At 39.9% G+C, this 19,038-nt stretch carries 22 protein-coding genes and 2 pseudogenes; 9 read left to right on the top strand and 15 right to left on the bottom strand.

What is annotated here, in order from left to right; translation table 11 throughout:
• Positions 1–9: 9 nt before the first annotated feature.
• The 3 genes from FTV04_RS14095 to rodA all read left to right on the top strand — a co-directional run bounded on the left by FTV04_RS14095 (position 10) and on the right by rodA (position 2,312).
• The gene (locus tag FTV04_RS14095) at positions 10–402 is read left to right on the top strand and encodes a septum formation initiator family protein (protein WP_078188520.1); all 393 of its coding nucleotides are present in this window, start codon (positions 10–12) and stop codon (positions 400–402) included.
• Entirely contained in the window at positions 365–1,090 is a 726-nt protein-coding gene (gene ispD / locus FTV04_RS14090; RefSeq protein ID WP_180090058.1) for a 2-C-methyl-D-erythritol 4-phosphate cytidylyltransferase, read from the top strand. Before FTV04_RS14095 ends, ispD begins: the two co-directional genes overlap by 38 nt.
• A gap of 85 nt (positions 1,091–1,175) precedes the next feature.
• The gene (gene rodA / locus FTV04_RS14085) at positions 1,176–2,312 is read left to right on the top strand and encodes a rod shape-determining protein RodA (RefSeq protein WP_180007840.1); all 1,137 of its coding nucleotides are present in this window, start codon (positions 1,176–1,178) and stop codon (positions 2,310–2,312) included.
• A gap of 192 nt (positions 2,313–2,504) precedes the next feature.
• Here the strand turns inward: rodA and FTV04_RS14080 are convergent, their stop codons facing one another.
• The 8 genes and pseudogenes from FTV04_RS14080 to FTV04_RS14045 all read right to left on the bottom strand — a co-directional run bounded on the left by FTV04_RS14080 (position 2,505) and on the right by FTV04_RS14045 (position 7,714).
• Positions 2,505–2,951, bottom strand: coding sequence for a hypothetical protein (locus FTV04_RS14080; protein WP_180090056.1), 447 nt, complete (start codon positions 2,949–2,951; stop codon positions 2,505–2,507).
• A gap of 221 nt (positions 2,952–3,172) precedes the next feature.
• Entirely contained in the window at positions 3,173–3,475 is a 303-nt protein-coding gene (locus FTV04_RS14075) for a cyd operon YbgE family protein (protein WP_078188516.1), read from the bottom strand.
• A 3-nt stretch (positions 3,476–3,478) separates the two neighbouring features.
• On the bottom strand, positions 3,479–3,580 hold the full coding sequence (gene cydX / locus FTV04_RS14070; protein ID WP_002120988.1) for a cytochrome bd-I oxidase subunit CydX: 102 nt from the start codon (positions 3,578–3,580) through the stop codon (positions 3,479–3,481).
• Between the two features lie 24 nt (positions 3,581–3,604).
• Positions 3,605–4,750 (bottom strand): cytochrome d ubiquinol oxidase subunit II, encoded by a 1,146-nt coding sequence (cydB, locus tag FTV04_RS14065; RefSeq protein WP_168378622.1) that lies wholly within the window; start codon positions 4,748–4,750, stop codon positions 3,605–3,607.
• Positions 4,747–6,333 carry a cytochrome ubiquinol oxidase subunit I gene (locus FTV04_RS14060; protein ID WP_168378621.1) on the bottom strand — a complete coding sequence of 529 codons (1,587 nt, stop codon included), beginning with the start codon at positions 6,331–6,333 and terminating at the stop codon, positions 4,747–4,749. Before FTV04_RS14060 ends, cydB begins: the two co-directional genes overlap by 4 nt.
• Positions 6,333–6,524: a cytochrome oxidase putative small subunit CydP gene (gene cydP, locus FTV04_RS14055; RefSeq protein ID WP_078188513.1), complete on the bottom strand. Its 192-nt coding sequence runs from the start codon at positions 6,522–6,524 to the stop codon at positions 6,333–6,335. Before cydP ends, FTV04_RS14060 begins: the two co-directional genes overlap by 1 nt.
• 915 nt (positions 6,525–7,439) lie before the next feature.
• Positions 7,440–7,508: pseudogene (locus FTV04_RS16865) on the bottom strand (hypothetical protein); the annotation flags it as partial.
• A gap of 56 nt (positions 7,509–7,564) precedes the next feature.
• Entirely contained in the window at positions 7,565–7,714 is a 150-nt protein-coding gene (locus FTV04_RS14045) for a hypothetical protein (protein ID WP_168378620.1), read from the bottom strand.
• Between the two features lie 308 nt (positions 7,715–8,022).
• On the opposite strand from FTV04_RS14045, the gene FTV04_RS14040 reads away from it, so the two are divergent.
• Positions 8,023–8,241 carry a transposase gene (locus tag FTV04_RS14040; RefSeq protein ID WP_168378619.1) on the top strand — a complete coding sequence of 73 codons (219 nt, stop codon included), beginning with the start codon at positions 8,023–8,025 and terminating at the stop codon, positions 8,239–8,241.
• Positions 8,242–8,379: 138 nt separating this feature from the next.
• Here the strand turns inward: FTV04_RS14040 and FTV04_RS14035 are convergent, their stop codons facing one another.
• On the bottom strand, positions 8,380–9,099 hold the full coding sequence (locus tag FTV04_RS14035) for a UDP-2,3-diacylglucosamine diphosphatase (protein WP_180090054.1): 720 nt from the start codon (positions 9,097–9,099) through the stop codon (positions 8,380–8,382).
• Between the two features lie 87 nt (positions 9,100–9,186).
• A complete protein-coding gene (locus tag FTV04_RS14030; RefSeq protein WP_078188687.1) occupies positions 9,187–9,696 on the bottom strand; it encodes a peptidylprolyl isomerase in 510 nt (169 codons plus the stop codon).
• Between the two features lie 168 nt (positions 9,697–9,864).
• Here FTV04_RS14030 and FTV04_RS14025 point away from each other — a divergent pair, with 168 nt between their 5' ends.
• Positions 9,865–11,592 carry a glutamine--tRNA ligase/YqeY domain fusion protein gene (locus FTV04_RS14025; protein WP_180090052.1) on the top strand — a complete coding sequence of 576 codons (1,728 nt, stop codon included), beginning with the start codon at positions 9,865–9,867 and terminating at the stop codon, positions 11,590–11,592.
• 135 nt (positions 11,593–11,727) lie between these two features.
• Complete coding sequence (locus FTV04_RS14020; protein WP_180059086.1) at positions 11,728–12,639, top strand: bestrophin family protein; 912 nt, start codon at positions 11,728–11,730, stop codon at positions 12,637–12,639.
• Between the two features lie 9 nt (positions 12,640–12,648).
• Here FTV04_RS14020 and FTV04_RS14015 read toward each other — a convergent pair.
• A pseudogene (locus FTV04_RS14015) lies at positions 12,649–13,573 on the bottom strand (LysR family transcriptional regulator).
• A gap of 96 nt (positions 13,574–13,669) precedes the next feature.
• On the opposite strand from FTV04_RS14015, the gene FTV04_RS14010 reads away from it, so the two are divergent.
• On the top strand, positions 13,670–14,731 hold the full coding sequence (locus tag FTV04_RS14010; protein WP_180090050.1) for an aldo/keto reductase: 1,062 nt from the start codon (positions 13,670–13,672) through the stop codon (positions 14,729–14,731).
• Between the two features lie 83 nt (positions 14,732–14,814).
• The gene (locus FTV04_RS14005; RefSeq protein WP_372491103.1) at positions 14,815–15,273 is read left to right on the top strand and encodes an SRPBCC domain-containing protein; all 459 of its coding nucleotides are present in this window, start codon (positions 14,815–14,817) and stop codon (positions 15,271–15,273) included.
• A 139-nt stretch (positions 15,274–15,412) separates the two neighbouring features.
• Here the strand turns inward: FTV04_RS14005 and FTV04_RS14000 are convergent, their stop codons facing one another.
• On the bottom strand, positions 15,413–15,949 hold the full coding sequence (locus FTV04_RS14000) for a lecithin retinol acyltransferase family protein (protein WP_111883727.1): 537 nt from the start codon (positions 15,947–15,949) through the stop codon (positions 15,413–15,415).
• A 135-nt stretch (positions 15,950–16,084) separates the two neighbouring features.
• Between FTV04_RS14000 and FTV04_RS13995 the strand changes: the two genes are divergently transcribed.
• Positions 16,085–16,861 (top strand): phosphodiester glycosidase family protein, encoded by a 777-nt coding sequence (locus FTV04_RS13995; protein ID WP_257221059.1) that lies wholly within the window; start codon positions 16,085–16,087, stop codon positions 16,859–16,861.
• Between the two features lie 56 nt (positions 16,862–16,917).
• Here the strand turns inward: FTV04_RS13995 and FTV04_RS13990 are convergent, their stop codons facing one another.
• From FTV04_RS13990 to trmA, 3 genes are all read right to left on the bottom strand, one after another.
• Positions 16,918–17,166 carry a hypothetical protein gene (locus FTV04_RS13990; RefSeq protein ID WP_180041590.1) on the bottom strand — a complete coding sequence of 83 codons (249 nt, stop codon included), beginning with the start codon at positions 17,164–17,166 and terminating at the stop codon, positions 16,918–16,920.
• Positions 17,167–17,429: 263 nt separating this feature from the next.
• Positions 17,430–17,654: a hypothetical protein gene (locus FTV04_RS13985; protein WP_168378613.1), complete on the bottom strand. Its 225-nt coding sequence runs from the start codon at positions 17,652–17,654 to the stop codon at positions 17,430–17,432.
• Between the two features lie 252 nt (positions 17,655–17,906).
• Positions 17,907–18,989, bottom strand: a complete 1,083-nt coding sequence (gene trmA, locus FTV04_RS13980; protein WP_180090048.1) for a tRNA (uridine(54)-C5)-methyltransferase TrmA — start codon at positions 18,987–18,989, stop codon at positions 17,907–17,909.
• Between the last annotated feature and the right edge of the window lie 49 nt (positions 18,990–19,038).

Here is a 19,038-nt window from a genome sequence, read left to right as displayed (position 1 = left end):
ATGCTATCTATGTTAAATGTATTTGACTCCAAAGCGAGTAAAGCATTGTTGGGCCTTGCGATCTTTTTGATCGCAGGGTTTCAATATTTATACTGGTTCGGTGAAGGTGGTTATCATCAACATCAACAACTGAGTCAGAAAATACAACAACAAGTCGAACTCAATGACGAATTAAAAGAACGAAATCGCGTGCTTGCCGCTGAAGTATACGATTTAAAAAATGGCGTTGAAGCTATTGAAGAGCATGCTCGTCTTGATTTAGGTTTAATTAAACCGCATGAAACTTTCGTGCAGATGAGTACGATCAGTACTCAGTACAAACCAATTTATATTGATCCAAACGCAAAAGTAGACCTACGTACCAATGAGTCAGAACCAGCCGAACTTCCACCCGAACCTTAAATTGTGGGCTATTATTCCTGCTGCTGGTTCAGGAAGTCGATTTTCTAAAACTGAACTAAAACAATATCAAAACATTGCGGGTCTAACTGTGCTTGAACACACAGTTGCGCGTCTTAACCAATTACCTTTAACAGGCTATGTATTGGCTATAGGCGAGCAAGATAATATTGCTCAGACTTTGGCACTAGCAAATCAAGATAAGGCACATTTTTGTTTAGGCGGTGCAGAGCGTGTGCATTCTGTACTCAATGCATTGCAATATCTATCTAGGATTGCCAATGATGATGATTGGGTGTTTGTTCATGATGCAGCACGACCATGTGTCTCACAGTTGAGTTTAGAAAATTTAGTTCAATCGGCAGTCGATTCAGAGCTAAGTGCGATTCTCGCCATTCCCGTACGCGATACATTAAAACGAGTTGAAACGGCACCACAAATATCAACTACGGTAGATCGTTCAACTTTATGGCAAGCGCAGACACCACAAATTGCCAAATTGGGTGTGCTTAAAAATGCCATTGAACAAGCGCTTGCCGCTGGTGCGACCATCACAGATGAGGCTAGTGCTTTAGAATTTGTCGGTGAGCATGTCAATGTCGTGCAGGGTCGTTCGGACAATATTAAAATTACCTATCCAGATGACTTGGAATTGGCACGTTTAATTTTAGCGTCTCAAGTTAATAGATGATTATTTCAAGGAATATTTAAGGGACAGTGATTTTTACTGTCGCTTTAATCTATAATTCCCGCATCCTTTTTAGATCTGTTTCGCAATGATCCCTTCTCAACAGTATCGTTTTTTACGTCAGTCATTACGCGATGGCCGCAGTATAAAACACGATTCTTCTCGATGGGCTAAACTTCATTTAGACCCGTGGTTACTTTGCTTCTTGGTACTCAATGCAATATTGGGGCTGATGGTTGTCTATAGTGCGACCGCGGAAGATTCGGGAATGGTACTACGTCAAGCCACAAGTTTTGGTGTAGGCTTTATTGTGATGCTGATCTGCGCGCAAATTCCACCCAAAGTTTACCAATCTATGAGTCCGTACTTATATGCCATCGGTATATTTTTACTGTTGTTGGTTCTGGTTATTGGTGAAAAAAGGATGGGGGCGAAACGCTGGATTAGCTTGCCGGGTATCGGCAGTATGCAGCCGAGTGAGTTTATGAAATTTGCCATGCCACTGATGATGGCGTGGTATTTTGCGCGAAAACCATTTCCACCGAAATTTTTACAAATTGTCGGGGCATTAATTTTATTATTGATTCCATTTGCATTGGTTGCTTTACAGCCCGACTTGAATATTGGTTTGATTATTCCAGGTATTTTTGTTTTATTTTTAAGTGGTATGTCTTGGCGTTTAATTGCAGGTGCTTTAACAGCCTTTGCAATTGCAGCACCTGTACTCTGGATGTTTTTTTTGCAGGAATATCAGAAAAAACGTGTACTGACCTTATTTGACCCTGAGTCTGACGCACTTGGTGCAGGTTGGAATATTATTCAGTCTAAAATTGCCATTGGTTCAGGCGGTTTAATGGGTAAGGGGTATACCGAAGGGACGCAGTCGCACTTGGGCTATCTGCCAGAGCATCATACTGACTTTATTATGTCGACCTATGCAGAAGAATTTGGCTTTATTGGTGTATTTCTTTTATTTAGTTTGTTTACAGCAATTATTGTTCGCTGTCTGATTATTGGACTAAATTCTTTCCATAATTTTGGACGACTTTATGCAGGGGCGATGGGCTTAACTTTCTTCTTCTTTGTATTTTTGAACTCGGGTATGGTTAGTGGTATCTTGCCTGTAACAGGCGATCCATTGCCCTTGATGAGTTATGGGGGGACAGCAGTCATATCCATGCTTGCAGGTATGGGGATTGTGATGTCGATTCATACGCATCGTTAAGTGTAATAGACAACATTAAGCCGGATTTATATCCGGTTTTTTTTGCTTGAGATTTAAAATAGACGAGATAAAACTGCGAAAAATTGACTATTGAAATAGGCATGAAAGGTTCTAATAAATTAAAAAGCTTCATCCGGTGATGTGGTGCTTTAATCTATAGTTAAAGTTAAGGCATCATAAAAGAAATAAAATTTAATCTACTAATGTTTGGACCCAATGCAAGCTTCCGCTCATAGATATTTCAACACCACAATTTGCTATATCTAAGTATTCTTTTGGAATATAAGCAAATAACTTATCGTCAATATAAGCAATCCAAAATTCTGGCGGCGGACAATCACACTCATCGAAGAATCCATTGGTTTCTTTATATGCCAAACAATCATACATAGAGCATGAAATATCAAATTCTAATATTCCTCCAGAGGATTCAAATGAGTAAGTCTGTTCTTGCACTTTATATTTAGAAAAGACAGATTGAATTACTTTAGCGTAGTTTTTGTTTGCAACATCACTAAAATTTCTATTACACATACTCCAGAGTTTTTCTATCTTTAGCGTAGAAAAGTTCTTGAATATATTTGCATTTCGATCAAAAAAAATTGGTTTTTGGTTTAAAAGAAAACCTTTTATTTTCATAAGACTAGATCCTATATCTAATATATCTATTGATCTAGATATTAAATCCTAATGTCTAGTTTCGATAGTCTAAATACCTTTCATTTACATATTAGTGCTCATACAAACTCTGAAGTGTGCAACTAGGATCGAATTTTTTTATTTATCTGTGGGATTTGAAACTGTTTTGTAGTTTCAATCAAAAATAAAGCCCTCAATTGAGGGCTTTATTTAGATATTAATTAATGTAGGAACCATGTGTAGTAGCCCCACAGCATAAGTGGCCAAGCGAGAAAGGGGCTAAAAAGCCATTTCCAGAACCAATGGTGTGGCGTAAAACCCACACCATGCACAAAACCACCTGAAATACCTATCATGATGAACATCAGCGCTCGATGGCTATATCCACCATTGTCATCCAGCATGGCAGCAGGATGTACAAGTAACACGGCTGCCAAAGGAAAAGCTAACAGGCAGGAAATGACCATTGCAAATTTATTTGGCTTCTTTTCTACAAGTGATTTTTCTACAGCAGCATCAGTCATTTGTTATTCCTCATCTAGATCTTGATGATGTTCGATGTAAAGCGCACTAAGTACACCTGCAAAACATGCCATCAAAATACCGAGAATCCAAGCAAAATACCACATCGTCTTTTCTCCTTAGACACAGTCTTAGTATAGGCTGTGTGAATTCTCTTCAATATGTTTGTTAGTAACCACGCCCCACATTTTGTAGTAACACCAAGTTGTGTAGCACAGGATAAGTGGGACAAAAATACATGCTGCAACTGTCATCACAGTTAGGGTATTTTTACTTGATACCGCATCCCACATAGTCAAACTTACAGTTGGGTTGATGCTCGATGGCATAAGGAAAGGGAACAATGCAAAACCAGCAGTTAAGATTGCACCAATGACTGCCAAGCTTGAACCAAGGAAGCTGAAACCTGCTTTACCTTTACCTGCGGCAAGGATGATGATCAGTGCACCTAAAATAGCCATGATTGGCGCAATCATAGTAATTGGATAAGTACTGTAATTGTTCATCCAACCTGGGTTGGCATTGGTGATCACTTCTTTAGCTAATGGGTTTGCAACGCCATTAGTGTCAAACGGTTGAGCTAATGTGTAGCCTTGGATATTACCGAAGTATAACCATGCGCCTGCCAGTAAGAAGCAAACTAAGAATACGATACCCATAAGCTGAGTTGCTTTTGCAGAGCGTGCGCGTAGATCGCCGTCTGTACGAAGCATGAGCCATGCACCACCGTGTGCGCAAAGCATAGACAAACTCACGATACCGCAAACTAAAGCGAATGGGTTAAGCAGTGCAAAGAAGCTCCCTGTATAAGTCGAGCGAACAGTTTCGTCCATAGTGAATGGAACACCAAGGAACATATTACCAAACGCAACACCAAATACGAGGGCAGGAACGGCACCACCAATTGCTAAACCCCAGTCCCAAGAATTACGCCACTTGGTATTTTCAAGTTTAGAACGGTAGTCAAAACCGACAGGACGTAAGAAGAGAGCGAAGAGTACCAGTAACAGCGCCCAATACATGCCTGAGAATGCAGTTGCATATACCATTGGCCATGCTGCAAACAGTGCACCACCGGCAGTAATAAACCATACTTGGTTACCGTCCCAGTGTGGGGCAATCGTATTGATTGCCGCACGACGTTCTTCGTCTTTTTTACCTACGAATGGCATGATCGCCATTGAGCCCATATCGAAGCCATCGGTGAGGGCGAAGCCGATCAGTAGGACACCGACTAAAACCCACCAAATGATTTTGAGTAATTCATATTCGATCATGCTTGAGCCTCCTCATTTGCCTTTTTTGCAGCTTCAAGTTTCTCGAAGTGGTATTTACCAGTATGTAGAGAACTTGGGCCAAGGCGTGAGAATTTAATCATTAAGTACATTTCAATGATCAGCAGTACAGTGTAGAACGCTGCCAATGCAAGGATAGAACCCCATACATCACCTGTACTTAAGCTAGAAGCTGAAAGATGTGTAGGTAGAACTTCACCGATAGTCCATGGTTGACGACCAACTTCGGCAACATACCAACCTGTTTGTGCAGCAATCCAAGGTAATGGTAGAGCAAACAAAGCAAATTTTAATAACCAAGGTTTGTTTTCTGCATTACGTTTACCGACAGCAAAGGTAGCAAGTACGAACAGAAGGAGCATTAAGAAACCAGAAGCAACCATTGCACGGAATGCCCAGAACAAGCTTGGAACATGTGGAATAGTGTCTTTTGCAGCAGCTTTGATTTGATCATCAGAAGCATCGACCACTTTGTCTGTGTATTTTTTCAGAAGCAGACCATAACCCAAGTCTTTTTGAGACTCAGCAAATGCTGCTTTAAGTTCAGGAGACGTATCGCCTGCACGAAGTTGTTCTAACTGTGAGTAAGCCACCATACCGTTACGAATACGCGCTTCGTGTTGTACGATCAGGTCTTTAATACCTGTCACTTCTTTATCAGTTGAACGTGTTGCGATAATCCCCATGACATAAGGAATTTTGATCGCGTAGTCAGTAGACATGGTTTCTTTATTTGGAATACCGAACAAAGTAAATGGCGCTGGAGCTGGGTGAGTGTCCCATTCAGCTTCAATCGCAGCTAGTTTAGTTTTTTGTACGTCACCAATTTCATAACCAGATTCATCACCCAGTAAGATCACCGAAAGTGTAGACGCTAAACCAAAGATAGCAGCGATGGCGAATGAGCGACGCGCAAATGGCAAGTCACGCTTTTTCAATAAGTAGTAACTTGAAATTGCCAGTACGAAAATAGCACCAGTCACATAACCTGCAGATACGGTATGCACGAATTTAACCTGAGCCACGGGGTTGAAAATCAGCGCACCGAAGTCCACCATTTCCATACGCATGGTTTCATAGTTAAAAGCAGAACCAACAGGGTTTTGCATCCAACCATTGGCCACTAAAATCCATAGTGCAGACATGTTCGAGCCAAGCGCAACTAACCAAGTGACAGCCAAATGCTGAACTTTGGATAGGCGATCCCAGCCGAAGAAGAATAAACCAATAAATGTTGATTCAAGGAAGAATGCCATCAGACCTTCAATGGCTAATGGTGCACCGAAAATATCACCGACATAGTGCGAGTAATACGCCCAGTTAGTACCGAACTGAAACTCCATGGTCAAACCAGTAGTAACACCTAAAGCGAAGTTAATACCGAAGAGTTTTCCCCAGAATTTAGTCATGTCTTTATAAATTTCTTTGCCAGAAATCACATAGGTGGTTTCCATAATGGCAAGAATAAAAGCCAGACCTAAAGTCAGCGGAACAAAAATAAAGTGATACATCGCGGTCATTGCAAATTGGAACCGCGAAAGATCGACCACGCTTTCAGAAATCATCAACGTGTCTCCTTGATTTGGGAAGGACTGCCAGCAATATGCTCGGCAACTTGATTGTCAAAGTTTTTAGGGATGGTAGGGGCGTCGAACCAGATGTTCTTAATGATCATTAAAATAATCACTTTAATTATTAGTATTGCGGTTATTTCTCTGACCACACGACGATTTAAATCTTTGAATTTTAAGCTCATGGAGATAAGCCTATTCTTTAAACTTGTACTATATTATTAACAAATATACACAAAAAGCAAATAGGTTGAACAGTTAAAATAAAAATATATTATTAAAGTGTTTTAATACAATAACTTAATCGTTTTAATGATTTAAAAATAAACTAATTCTGTTATTATAAATACCTGACTAAAATACTTATATTTAAACTTTTTAAACCCGACTAAATTGCTTATGTATCTAATTTAAATTCTGACTAATTTACTATATTTACTAAAATTTACATTGTGAATAATGAGAATCTTTACTAATTAAATATAAGTAGGTTAAGTCTTGAAGTGCGACACCACCTCGCTATTAAATAACCCGAATCATGAATAAGCCCAGATATATCATGATAAATTGAGGCTTGTTTTGATGTGGGCCGCATTCTTCAGTGTATAAACTTCTGTCTGCGGACATATCGCAGCAATTGCCTCAGAAAGCTTTTACGTCCATCAATGCAGGCGATCAGAATGTCTGTCACTATTCTGCAAATCTGTGAATACGCTGAACATTCATTAGCACCTTCACTTTTTGAAAGGTAAAGACCTAGCCGTTCTTTATGGTCCTCGGCATGTAATCCCAGAATGGTAAAACGGCTTTGTTGACAGAAATACCTTCATTCTTGATCTTTTTTGTTAAAAACACAACATTTTAATTGGTGAATAATACTTGTAATGAATGGTATTGAGCCACACAAATGGATATACGGCAATATCGAGAAGACGCCGTTACCAAGCATGTAATTCAGGGATTAACTTGTCTGTAATATTGGTAATGCCACCCGTGGAAAGAACCAGTGCATACATATCGGTAATTTGTTTCTGAATATTGCGGTAGCCCGTACGGAGTGCATATAGCGAAATGACTTTGTTGTCGATCTATTTATGGAGTTAGGTTTGATTTTTCTTGACGAGTTGAGGCTCAAAATCGTCAGCACGATCCCGAGGTATTTCCAGTTCAAATGAACCGTAAGATGATTTTACAGTCTTACGAGAATAGCTATTCCTACAATTGGCTAGTGGGGGCTTCTAAATTCAATTTCAGCATTTAAAGCTGCTTCTGTCAGTTGTTTGAGGGGTGGGGTTAAGATACCGTTTTCACCAGTGAGGAGGGCTTGACTGTAATTGTTTTTAAAAACAGCTTTGAAATCAAAGTTGCTTGCCATGATGTGTCATTTCTTGTTTGATTCAGTTTATTGAAATGACACAGATTTTTGAATACTATTGAAAAGGCAGGTATTTATAACGTATATAAGTCCTACTTTTGCTAATCAAAGCGCAATATTGTATACTTCTGCTTAACTCGAAGCGGGTAATGTTCCTGCTTATCTTTTTTTATTTAGCTGATTGTGATTTATCTGTATTCAAGCTTCTGACTTGAATCATATCTTTGTAACTACAGAATTATTATTCCAAACCCGATTGATTAATCTCTTTGTTCTGTCACAAAAAGCTCACATGTTGAGTAAATCTTTTGAATATTTTAAATACTTGGCAAACTGCCAAAGCCGTAAATGGCGACGAAATTAATGTAAAAATGGTGCCTTTAAAACGTCAACAAAATACCAATGCTGGTTTAATTTGGGTTGATGTTGGGCAAATGGTTGAATTAGAAACAGGCGAGACATTTAACCTGAATCTAGATGGCAAAAGCTTCTATACTGGCCCAAACCAGCTATATCGCTTAGCCTAAAAGCAAAAAAAAAAACAGCAGATCATCTGCTGTTTTTTTTTGCTTAATTAAAAGTCTACGTTTGCATGGTCTGGAGGCATATATTAATCAGATATGATGGTAAGTTTTTCTAAAGGCTAACGATTAGAAAGCTATGGACTAGTAAGACCAAATTTTTAATTTTAAATCACTCACAGATGGGTTTTCACCAATCTCTAATATTTGAGCTTGTTCTGCACGCCAGTCCCCTAAAACGATACGTGATTTGCCGTGCACATCATGTATTTGGGGGCGGTGGGTATGTCCATGAATCAGTAGATCGGCTTGCTCTAAAGCCTTTTCTACAGCTTCGGCATTTACATCCATAATGTCATAGGATTTAACTTGCTTGGTTTCAGTACTTTTTTTGCGGAAACCATTGGCGATTTTTTGTCGAATGCTAAGCGGTAAGCTTTTTAAGAAACCTAAAAGGAAAGGATTACGAATCACTTTACGAAACTTTTGGTAAGACACATCATCGGTGCAAAGTAAATCGCCATGTTCGAGACGAATTTTATAGTTGCCAATGTGGAGATAATCCACGTCTTGTAATAATTGACCGTGAAATTTATCTAAAAACTTTTGACCCAATGCAAAATCACGATTACCTACTTGGAAATAAATTTGATTTCCCAAAGCAGTGAAATCTTTTAGTGCTGTAATGATTTCGTCTAACCATGGGGCAGTGAAGTCATCACCAATCCAAGCATTAAACCAATCACCTAAAATATACAGCTGGGTATTTTGAGTTTTGTATTGTTCTAACAAAGCTAAAAACCCCCGAACGAGTCGAGGGTGTTCAGGTGACAAATGTAAATCAGCGATAAACAGATAGGTCACGAATCTTTTCCTTTGAATCTCCCTAAATCCCTCTTTAAAAAAGAGGGACTTTTCCTCCCTTTTATAAAGGGAGGTTAGGAGGGATTCTTATTCAGAAATGATTTTAGCTGATTCGATTACAACGTTCTCTAGAGGAACGTCTGCGTGGTAGCCACGGTTACCAGTACGAACGCCTTTGATTGCGTCAACAACGTCAAGACCTTCAGTTACTTTACCGAATACTGCATAGCCCCAACCTTGAGCTGTTTTACCAGTGTGATTAAGGAAAGAGTTGTTTTTCACGTTAATGAAGAATTGAGCTGAAGCAGAGTGAGGTGCTTGAGTACGTGCCATAGCGATCGTACCAACATCATTGCTTAAACCGTTGTCAGCTTCGTTTTCAATAGAATCACGAGTTGTTTTTTCTTTGAAGTTTTCATCCATGCCGCCGCCTTGGATCATGAAACCATCAATAACACGGTGGAAAATCACGCCGTCATAGAAACCATCGCGAACATACTGTAAGAAGTTTTCAGCAGTTTTAGGTGCTTTTTCAGTGTTAAGCTCAAGAACAATACGACCTTTATTGGTGTTTAATTCGACTTGAGGAAAACTCATTGTGTAATCTCCTGTACATGGACATGAAAGCCATGGGTTTTTTGGTTGTGAGAAGCATAAGCAAACTGTAAACTACAAGGCAAGTAAAAACGTTACTTTCTTTGTTAAAAATAAAGAAAAGCGTTTTAATTATCCTAATTTTATCTTTATAGAAGTGATTTTATTACCATGAAGCCAAACGATGTTGTTTCATCCCTGCCTAACAATCCGACAACCAAGAACAATGCCCCTGTCGAAGCTGCGCAGCAGGAACAACAGCCAGGCTTAGATTTTGTACGTCAAGTCATTACAGATGATTTATCTGCAGGTCGTACCGAACAAGTTGTAACACGTTTTCCACCAGAGCCAAATGGCTACCTACATATTGGTCATGTAAAAGCTATTTGCCTAAACTTTGGTATTGCTCAAGAATTCGCAGGTCTATGTAACCTCCGTTTTGACGATACAAACCCGGATGCCGAAGAGCAAGAGTATGTAGACGGTATTGCCAATGACGTCAAATGGCTAGGTTTTGAGTGGAATGGCGAGCCACGTTATGCATCGAGCTATTTTGATCAGCTTTACGCTTGGGCAGTTCAATTGATTGAACAAGGTGATGCTTATGTGGATTTGCAAAGCCCTGAAGAAATCAAACTGAACCGCGGTAATTTTGTTGAGCCGGGTAAAAACTCGCCGCAACGTGATGCTAGCGTAGAAGAAAACTTAGCGCGTTTTGAACAAATGCGTAATGGTGAGTTGGGAGAAGGTCAGGCAGTACTACGTGCCAAAATTGACATGACTTCACCTAACATTCATATGCGTGATCCTATTTTGTATCGTATTTTGCATTCTGAACATCACCAAACTGGTGATAAATGGAAAATGTACCCAATGTACGATTATGCGCATCCATTATCAGATGCCATTGAAGGAGTTACGCATTCACTGTGTACACTTGAGTTTGTTGATCACCGTCCATTCTATGACTGGGTTGTAGAGAAAGTTAAATCACCATCTGTACCACGTCAGTACGAATCAAGCCGCTTAAATGTGGATTACACCATTACCTCTAAGCGTAAATTACGTAAATTGGTTGAAGGTGGTTTTGTGAATGGTTGGGATGACCCGCGTATGCCGACCGTTGTAGGTATGCGCCGTCGCGGCTTTACTCCAGAAGGTCTGCGTGACTTCTGTAAACGTGTCGGTGTAACAAAAGTCGATGGCAGTATCGTGGATGTTGCAATGCTTGAATACTGCATCCGTCAGTCTTTAGAAAATACTGCTTCGCGTGGTATGGCAGTGTTGAATCCACTCAAAATGACTTTAACTAACTTGCCTGAAGCAATGGATTTGGTACATGCACGTCATCCAAACGTTGACATGGGTGACCGTATCATTCCGTTGACTCAAGACATTTACATCGACCGTAAAGACTTTGAAGAAGTTGCACCTAAAGGCTTTAAACGTCTGATTCCGGGCGGTGAAGTGCGTTTACGTCATGCGTATGTCATTAAGTGTGATGAAGTGATTAAAGACGAGAACGGTGAAGTGATTGAATTGAAATGTTCAATCGACCCTGAAACTTTAGGTAAAAACCCTGAAGGCCGTAAAGTGAAAGGTGTTGTACATTGGGTTTCTGCAAGCAAGGGTATTGCAGCGGAAGTTCGTATCTACGACCGTTTATTCACTGAATCAGACCCTGAAGTGGGTGATGACTTCCTTGCAAACTTAAATCCAGAATCACTTAAAGTGGTTCAAGCGGTCATTGAGCCTGCATTGGCAGAAGCAAAACCTGAAGATCGTTTCCAATTTGAACGTGAAGGTTACTTTGTTGCAGATCAGTTTGATCATACAGCTGAAAAACCAGTGTTTAACCGCATCTTAGATTTGAAAGACAGTTTTAAACCGGGTAAATAAAATCTTAGTTTTTAAAGGGATTCATCTTTGAATCCCCAATAGGTTAAGATCAAGTAGGTTAAGATTAAGCTCAACTTCGGTTGGGCTTTTTTCATTGTTGAGATGGTTCATTAAGGCAGTACAGAGGGGAAATAAGTGATCATTCGAAATAAAAATAATAGCTTTAAACTTTTATTTGCATGGCATGGCACGATACTCCCAAAAGTCATGCCTGCGTTGGCTGTCGTCGTGAGTTTGTCGGCGATTTTGGTGTATCTTAGCGCTGCACATTACCTGAATACGCCCGAAGTTCCAGCCATCGGGTTTACTATCTTTGGGGTAATTCTGTCGATTTTTTTGAGCTTTCGAAATACTGCCTGTTATGACCGTTGGTGGGAAGGTCGCAAGCTTTGGGGCACATTGATTGCCAATACACGCCACATGATTCGGGATAGTCATGTACTTGAAGATGAGCAAAGAACCGTGTTGATGTACCGCATCATGCTGTTTTGCAATTTGTTACGTGATCGCTTACGCTATGAATCACAAGATATTGTACATTTTAAAGACGGTGTAGATTTAACGGAGCAGCAATGGCAGCAATGCCGAGACAATATCAATGCACCACAGTATTTACTTGAAATTATTCAAAAAGATTTAGTCAAAGCCTATAAGCAAGGTCAGATTACAGACATTATCTACAGCACGCTTACACGTCATACCGTAGCGATGGGTGATATCCATGCAGGCTGTGACCGTATTATGACCACGCCATTGCCATTTTCCTATTCGGTGCTTTTACATCGCGCGGTGTATTCATTTTGTCTGATTTTGCCGTTTAGCCTAGAGGCCAGTTTAGGGATTTGGACACCTGTAATTGTGGCTTTGATTGCATATTTATTTTTAGGTTTGGATGCGTTAAGTGCAGAACTGGAAGAGCCTTTTGGCTTGCAGGAAAATGATTTGCCGCTGGACTCGATTGTACGAAACATTGAGCGTGAAATGTATAGCAGCTTAGAAGTTGAACTTCCGCCGCTGATTAAGACTTTTAACAGTAATTTAAGATAAATTCTTGGCCTAATTTTCAGATAAATTAGGCGATACATACCACGCATATTGATGCTGAAAAAAATCGTCCAAGTGTTGCATAAAGGCCTGTACTTTAGGCGGAACAAAATGTCGATGCGGAATTACCACATAGATTGCTGTGCTTTGAACAGGGATTGCTGGTAGAACTTGGACAAGTCGGCCAGAGAGTAGATCGTCCTCCACATGCCAAATAGAGTGGTTTGAGATGCCTAAACCTGCAAGTGCTGCTTGGTGTACGCCTTCACCTGAGTTGATATGAACTTGTCCTGAAACAGGTATATTTATGTTGTGTTGATCTTGGACGAATGTCCAAAGCTGCGAAACACCCTTAGGGTATTTCTGTAAAATGCATTGGTGTATAGAGAGCTCTTCTAGGGAGTGAGGTTCGCCATGTTGTTCGATATAGCTAGGCGAGGCACACAAAATACGACGGTTTAAGCTGAGCGGTTTAGCAATCAGTGATGAGTCTTCTAACTATCCAATACGTATCGCAACGTCGATACCTGCGGAGACCAAATCTAAATTTTGATCGGTCTGTTCAATATCCAAAGTCAATGTTGGATGCAACTTGGCAAAGGCTGCAAATACTGGCCCTAAAAATACGATTTCCAAAAACTTCTGAACAGGTGATTTTTAATACGCCGCTGAGTTGTTGTGGTTCAGGCTGAAATTGGCTCAGGAGAGAATTAAATTGTTCGAATAAGGAAAAACCTTGCTGCAATAAAACAGCACCTTCCTGTGTTAAATGTAGCTGCCGTATAGTGCGATGAAATAAGCGCAGCCCTAAACTTTGTTCAAGTCTGTGTAGACGGCTACTAGCGACAGAAACAGAGAGATTGGCTTCTTTAGCGGCTTGACTGATTGAACCCAGTATCGCCATTCGTGTGAATAAGTCGAAATCTTCAGTTAGCATTATCAATATAATCAAGAAAGTCTTTCTTGATATTCAGGGTTTTTCTGATAAACATCTGTGCCTATTCTGTGTATAAATCAAACACAGGAATTCACCATGAACTATCACAACCTAGGGCAATCTGGCTTACAAGTTTCAGAGTTCGGCTTTGGTGCAGGTACATTTGGCGGGCAAGGCCCTATTTTCTCTGCATGGGGGCAAGCGAGCTTAAATGATGCTCAGCGCATGATTGATCTCTGTATTGATCAAGGCGTGAATTATTTCGATACCGCAGATGCTTATTCAAATGGTGCCTCAGAGCAGATGCTAGGTGCATTACTTCATTCAAAACGCCAAGAGGTGATTATTTCCAGCAAAGTGGGTATCCGATTGAATGATGGAATCAATCAAGGTGGATATTCTAGAAGCTATTTAATACAAGCCGTGGAGGCGAGTTTAAAACGGTTAGGCACAGATTATATTGATGTGCTGCAGCTGCATCAGTTTGATAGCACGACGCCACTTGAGCAGCTGATGCGCAGTTTAGATGACTTGGTACGTAGTGGAAAAGTTCGCTATATCGGTACGTCGAATTTTTCAGGCTGGCAGCTTATGAAAGCACAATCGATTGCCCAACAGCAGGGCTATGAAAAGCTAAGTGTGCATCAAGTCTATTATTCTTTGATTGGACGTGACTATGAATGGGAGTTGATGCCTGCGCAGCATGATCAACAGATTGGTGCAGTGGTTTGGAGTCCGCTGGGCTGGGGGAGATTAACAGGGAAATTTGATCGTGAGCACGCGATTCCAAAGCAAAGCCGGCTGCATGAAACAGCACAATTCGCACCGCCAGTTCAACACGAGAAGTTATATGCGGTGTTAGATGTAATGCAAGAAATAGCCATGGAAACAGGGCACTCTATCCCGCAGATTGCATTGAATTGGCTGAAAACCAGACCGACAGTTTCTAGCATTTTGATAGGCGCACGTAATGAACAGCAACTGTTGGATAACCTTGCGGCGAAAGATTGGTCGTTAAGCGTAGAGCAGTTAGCCCGATTAGACGCAGTCAGTGCAGTGTATCCACCTTATCCATACTATCCCTATTGGAATGGGCAATTTACAGAGAAGAATCCCACGCTAGTGACATCAGCATTTATTACAGAACATACAGCATAATAGGGCAATAACAATTCAGTGGTAGGCAATGATCAGTTCTCTGTGCTATCACTGAATAAAATTAAAATACTGTAGGAATGCTGATGAGTGTCGTGATTGAAACCCAGATGTTAATTCGTAAGTCCATCAATATCGTATTTAATGCTTTTGTTGATCCTTTAATAACACAGCATTTTTGGTTTAGTGCATCGAGTGGCTATCTAGAAGAAGGTAAAACCGTGCAATGGACTTGGCAGAAATATAATGCAGTCGCCGATGTAGACGTGCTGAGTATTAAGGAAAACAAATTAATTCAAATACAGTGGGGAGAACCAAAAACTCAAGTCGATTTTATTTTTGAGCAGATTAGCCCGATGGAAACCTACGTTCGTATCAAAAATTCAAAGATTCCTCTGCAAGGTCAGGCATTAATTGATTTTATTATCGATAGTACAGGTGGTTTTACAACGGTTTTGGATGCAGCCAAAATTTATTTAGAACATGGCCTGCAAAGCAATTTGGTTGAAGATAAATTTCCACCTTTTAGCAATGCGAACTTTTAGCAATGTGAAGAGTGACCAAAATTAAGCATGACATCTGATACGCCGTAAGGAAAAGCTTGTGTATTAGCGCAGTATTTCTAAGCAATGTGCTGATGTATTGAAATTTGATAAAGCCACGGTTCAATGCTGCTGCAGTGAATTAACGATTTTTATGTTCTTCACGCTTTAAATAGGTATAAACCGGCATCTGCATTTTGGCTTTTTCGCGCAGTTTCTTTTTGATATAGAACACCAGTGCAAAGCAAGTAGTGGTCACGGTCAGCATCATACTGCTCATAAAACTCATCAGAGAACTGACATAGCCAATCGTGGTGAGTCGGTTCATCATACGGAACACTTGAGGACTACTTTCAACGCCGGTAATAGCCCATGTGCATAAGTGTTCACAGTTATTAATAATCAGATGATAGTTGTTTTCATGCATGCGAGAGCGCATACGACGCACCACTTTACGACCTTTAAATTTTGGATTGCTATATGACTGAACGATAATTTTTTTGCCGTGGCTGAAATTTTCGATAGAAGTCATTTCAATTGGATGTTTTTTGAAAAGGTGTGCAAAACCAGAGTAGTGAATGACTCTACCGCGGCCGGCATATATGCCATGATGGCTATAACCGAAGTGTTTAACAATCAGATGTGTTCCAAGAGGAAAACCATCTTTCTGCACGTGCATGAATTTACCAGTCCTACTTTAAATCCGAATTATTTTTAAAGATTAGTCTACTTTTAATCTGTGAATTAATCGACTATTTTAGCGATGATTTAGCTAAAATTTGTTCGATTTTTAACGTGCGCTATGGATAGGGTCATGCTTGGTCTTCAATTAACCTCAATGTTTAAAAAAATGCGCTTTATGATGCTGCTCGGTCTGATTTTCTCACCGAGTATTTCCTATGCCAATATTCAAGCGAAACGTGTCAGTCAGCCTATTGCCGTGGATGTGGTTGAAATTTCCGATCTGAGTCAACTGAAGCTCTATTTATATGATACACAGCAGCAGCCATATCAAGACCTACAGCGACTAAAGCAGGTATTAGCGCGTAAGTGTAATACGATGAACTTCGCAATGAATGCCGGGATGTATCATGCAGACTTAGCACCTGTTGGTCTATACGTTGAAAATGGAGTGCAGAAAAAAGCCTTGAATCGTGCAACACGAGGCTTTGGTAATTTTTTAATTCAGCCGAATGGTGTTCTAGCATGGAATGGCAAGCAAGCGGTGATATCAACCACACAAAAATATGCTTCCACAGATTTTAAGGCACGTTATGCAACGCAGTCAGGTCCAATGCTGGTGGTAGATGGAAAAATCAATCCAAACTTTATCCCACAGTCAGATTCATTGAAAATCCGCAATGGTGTGGGGATCAAAAACGGCAAGTTGTATTTTGTGATCAGTCGTGAAGGCGTGTCGTTTTATGCATTTGCACAATATTTTAAGCAGCAATTATCGATTAACAATGCCTTGTATTTAGATGGATCTGTGTCTAGTGCAGATATCCAAGCGTTGAATAGACATGATTCGAGTTTAAAACCTTTAGGGCCAATTGTAGCGTATACAACAGGATCTCAATGCAAACATTAAAAGCCCGAATAATCGGGCTTCATCTGTACAGTGTTTAGATTGATAGAAACAACTGTTTATTTGCCGACTAAACCTAAAAAGGTACTTTGGGTTTGGCACATTTGAATGGCTTGTTCTTTAGATTGTTGCTTGATACTTTCTTCAAACTGTTTTTTCTGTTCTTTGATTTGCTCTTCGTTTAAGCCCATTTGTTTCGATAAGGCTTCGAGTTTATCCCAAGATTCTTCGCATTCTTTGGGAATTTGGCTACAAGCACTTAGACTAAGTATGCAGCAGGCGATTAGGCAAATTGTTAATTTATTCATGTTCATTCCTTTAGTTTTTATATCAATGCTGTTTAGAGGTCTTCGGCATCATATTTGATGCAATATTAGGTTTTATTGTCGTGTGTTTAAAAATTAGACATCACTGAGTTGCCTTGGAGCATAGCATAAAAGCTGTAAATAGCGATGTGGCCAATCCACAAAACCTAATCTGTAAATAAGCGGCATACTTTTGATTAGACTAAAAAATGAAAAAGGCACTCTGTAAAACAGAATGCCTTGTTTGAACATTGAATGTTCAGACTCTACTGTAGAGGTAGATGCTGGATTTCATTTAATTCCTTACGGCTATAACCGCGCGAAGCGAGCACTTTTTTAATACCGAGGATAACATCTTCATCTGTTGCCTTTGTAAGAGCAGCAATAAGCTGTTCATTGGTTTTACAAGAGCAATCATTTTCAACACAGGCAATTTGATTCTTATGCCCGTTTTGCTGTTCATTAGCGAACAACTTATGCCAAAAACTCATAGAGCCTTCATTTGCGACCTAACATAGGACGAAATATAACCAATCCAATAAATAAAGCAAGACTACTAAAGTGAAATTTTAGCCACTTGAATCATCATTTTTTCGATTGGACTTTTAGAATCTTTGCCTAATTGATATAAAAAGGCATCCATTACACCGCATGTGGCGAGAAAATAAAGCTTTTTTAGTATATAAAAAAGGAGCTTTTAGAAAGCTCCTTTTATGACAACAACATGACTTGAAATAATTTGTTTAAATCTTCTCAAGAAACACACCAGACTCTACATGGTGTGTATAAGGGAATTGATCAAACAAGGCAAATTTACTGATTTTATGCGTTTGTGAAAGCAGTTTAAGATTGTCATGTAAAGTATCTGGGTTGCATGAAATATAGATAATGCGTTCAAAACGTTGCAACAGTTTTAGTGTTTCATCATCGATACCTGCACGCGGTGGATCGACAAATACCGTATCGAAGTTATAGCTTGAAATTTCAATCTCAGCTTCTTCAAGGCGGCGGAATGTACGTTCAGCATTGTAGGCTTGGGTAAACTCTTCAGCTGATAGACGAGCCACTTGGATATTATCAATGCCATTTTGCTCAATATTCCACTGTGCTGCATAAACTGAAGACTTGGCTAATTCTGTTGCCAAAACGCGATTAAAGCGTGTAGAAAGTGGCAGCGTGAAATTACCATTACCACAGTAGAGCTCAAGTAAGTCTTTGTCTGAGTGATCCGCAACCTGACACGCCCATTCCAGCATTTTTTGACATACGCCGGCATTTGGCTGTGTGAAGCTACTTTCAATTTGTTTGTACTGATATTTACGGTCAAACACTTGGAGTTCTTCAACCACATAGTCATCAGTTAAAATCACGCGCTGACCACGGCTACGACCATAAATCTTGATATTGAGTTTTTCAGATAGGGCTTTGGCAGCAACTTCCCATTCAGCATTGAGTGGGCAACGGTAAACCAATGAAACCAGCATTTCACCTTTCAGCGTTGCTAAGAAATGAACCTCAAATAAACGGCTCGATAAGATCTCTTGCGCCTTGAGTTCATTTAATAATATTGGCATTAAATCATTAATGCTTTTATCTGCAATCGGGAAATCTTTAATTTCGACAACTTGTTTTTCATTGTCTGCATTGCGTTCAAACATTGCATAGAACATATCATTTTCAGTATGCCAAATTCGGAATTCCGCTCGCATACGAAAGTTTTGTTCAGCAGAAGGAAAAACTTCTAAAGAGGGAGGGTTGTATTCTGAAAATTGAGCCGTAATGCGGGCAACTTTGGCATCAAGTTGTTGCTGATAAGTTGAAGTCATATGCAGTAAAAAATCGCAAACATATTAAAAAAAGTCATGTTAGCAAAAT

This window comes from Acinetobacter sp. YH12219 (assembly GCF_013417875.1).
Lineage (GTDB): Bacteria > Pseudomonadota > Gammaproteobacteria > Pseudomonadales > Moraxellaceae > Acinetobacter > Acinetobacter amyesii.
Note: the sequence above shows the minus strand (reverse complement) of the source record. Positions and strands in the feature narration are given on the sequence as shown.